The organism is Bradyrhizobium sp. Leo170, assembly GCF_004296405.1.
Lineage (GTDB): Bacteria > Pseudomonadota > Alphaproteobacteria > Rhizobiales > Xanthobacteraceae > Bradyrhizobium.
Genome location: NZ_PSRR01000632.1, coordinates 1 through 2181, shown reverse-complemented (window position 1 = coordinate 2181; position 2181 = coordinate 1). Strand labels below are relative to the sequence as shown.

Annotated in this window: 1 protein-coding gene; it reads right to left on the bottom strand. The window is 55.3% G+C overall.

Annotation, left to right across the window (positions count from 1 at the left end; genetic code table 11):
- On the bottom strand, positions 1–646 hold a 646-nt coding region (locus CWO89_RS43375; protein WP_207234701.1), incomplete at its 3' end, for a PALP domain-containing protein.
- Between the last annotated feature and the right edge of the window lie 1535 nt (positions 647–2181).

Here is a 2181-nt window from a genome sequence, read left to right as displayed (position 1 = left end):
GAAAAGTGGGTACTAGGCTCTGCAAAATGGCCAGCCTCGCCATGTCCGTGGCGGCTCCCGGTACCTCAAAAAGCACCAAATCAAGGGCGCAGTTCAGCGGCTGTCCGTCGCCGGTCAAATCAGCCATGCGGTTGGCGAGAGCAAATTGCAACGCGTGATTGCTGGAAACCGCACCGATGGTCCCAAGGTGCTGAGAGCCGGACCACTTCAAGTTTGGCAACAGAAATTCGTACTTGCGTGCCTTGTTACCAAAAACGGGATAGTGCGCACTGCTCTCATTCACCACCAAGAGTTCAGCGCAATCGATTTGTCGCGTCACCGACGGTGGCAACTGTAAGAGGTGGTTTTCCCGCGCAAATATGGGGGTCCAGGGAATGATAGCGCGGGCCTCGGCATCCTTTAGGAAAATGGAATTGCCGGGATCGCCTATGCGCTTGTATCCGGCGAAAGAGTCTTTGCGGGCGCGCGTGTTGATGATGAGAGGCCCCTCTTCGGCGTCGGGATCTACCAAGGAGGGAAACAGCTTGGCTAAAGCCAAAAATTGCGAGTTCAATACCGCAGGCGGCGGCGCCAAACCTGAAACATCGGCCATATGGGGAAGCGGCAACAACGGACGCCCGCTTTGAGCCGCGCCGACCGCGCCCAACGCCGCTCCGCCCAAAATGATTCCTTGCACAAAGTTTCGGCGAGAGAGGTACATCGCGAACTGTCACATGGCACCCAAGAGTTGTAGATTAACCTTTTTTTAACGATATTCCAGTCGGGTGCCGGCTTCGGCGAGGAATAATTTAAGTTTTGCTTAACCAAGACTCGTCTAAAGGCACGCCAGGAATCCGATCGGGCCTGACCTTGCCTTTTCCAAATAAGCTTCGAGAGAATTGCGATCGGAGCGGCGTCGGATAGCCAAGGTTGAGGTTTAGCGCGGGCCGACCATCTGGCCGAGACGAGCCGCACATTTCGCTCCAAACAAGGCGCGGCTGCTACGCTCCAGCCCATGCGAATCGAGCAACGGCATGGCGGGCGAAAGGCGATACCGGTCAAGCAGATGCAGACCAGGGCGAAGCGTCCCGACTGGCCGCTGAAAATAAACTTGATGCTGTCGGACAGCTCCGGCATTTGGTACGCCGGAAAGCAGAATGTCCGCGTTGGGCTTAGAAGCAGTGCGGTGAGTCAATCTAGATGCTTTCCCTCCGGCCACAGAAGCAGCAGGCAGGAATCTCAACTCCGAAAATAGATGTTATGACAGAAGTCGACCAGTGACGAAGCAAAATGTGCTTAGGCAAACACGTCGATCACGCGAGCAGCGTTGCTCTCATCAATGAAATCATCGAGGCATGCGGGCAATAACGTCCATTGCCCACGATCCGCCTCTTCAACGAAGGGCCTCATCAATTCCCCACCCAGAATCACGGGAGAAGCATAACAGCCGCACAGCGTTTTCACATAGCCAGGGCCAGGCCAGACTCGGAATTGGTGGCTGCAAAGGTTTTGTCCGGTTGTCCTCCAGAGGCCGAAATACTGTCCTGACAAGTTTGGCGCTCATCGCCGCATCGTTTGTCTGGGGCGTGGTTATGCAAGAAGGTCTGCCAACCCCGGCTGGGCGGTCCTTGCCGCCTGACCATGTACTTGGCAACGCTTGATTGCGCGACCTCGAACCCAAGCTTGAGCAGTTCGCCATGAACATGCGGTGCTTCCCAAAGCGGATTCCCTCCCGTGAAACTACGGAGTCGCGCAAGCGCTCTCGACGTTAACCTGTTCGAAAAATGCGCTATAGCCCAGAATAAAGTTCGACATTGATTCCGAACCTTCGGCCATCGGCTCCAATTTCTACTGTGCACCTTATCCGATCGCCCACTTCGAGCTTGTTGAACCGGGTGGTTGAGCCACTTGATAAAAAGTGGATTGTGCTGAAGCTTCGCGCAATAGCCATCAACAACATGCGGTGTTGACGAAGCTAGGTCATTAACTCCCCAAACCCGTGCCGTCCTACGGAAATAAAAGGCCGCTTCCTTGCTGGCCAACGGTGAGAGCGGGATTGGATTGGTCGAATGAACGATGCCTAATCAGTCTCTCCTCCCTGCAACCGAGCCGAGGAGTATGACCATGCAGGATCAAGTGAACGCGACCCCCGTAGCCCATAGGCGAGTGCCCTGGAACAAGGCAAGCTGACCGGGACAAAGC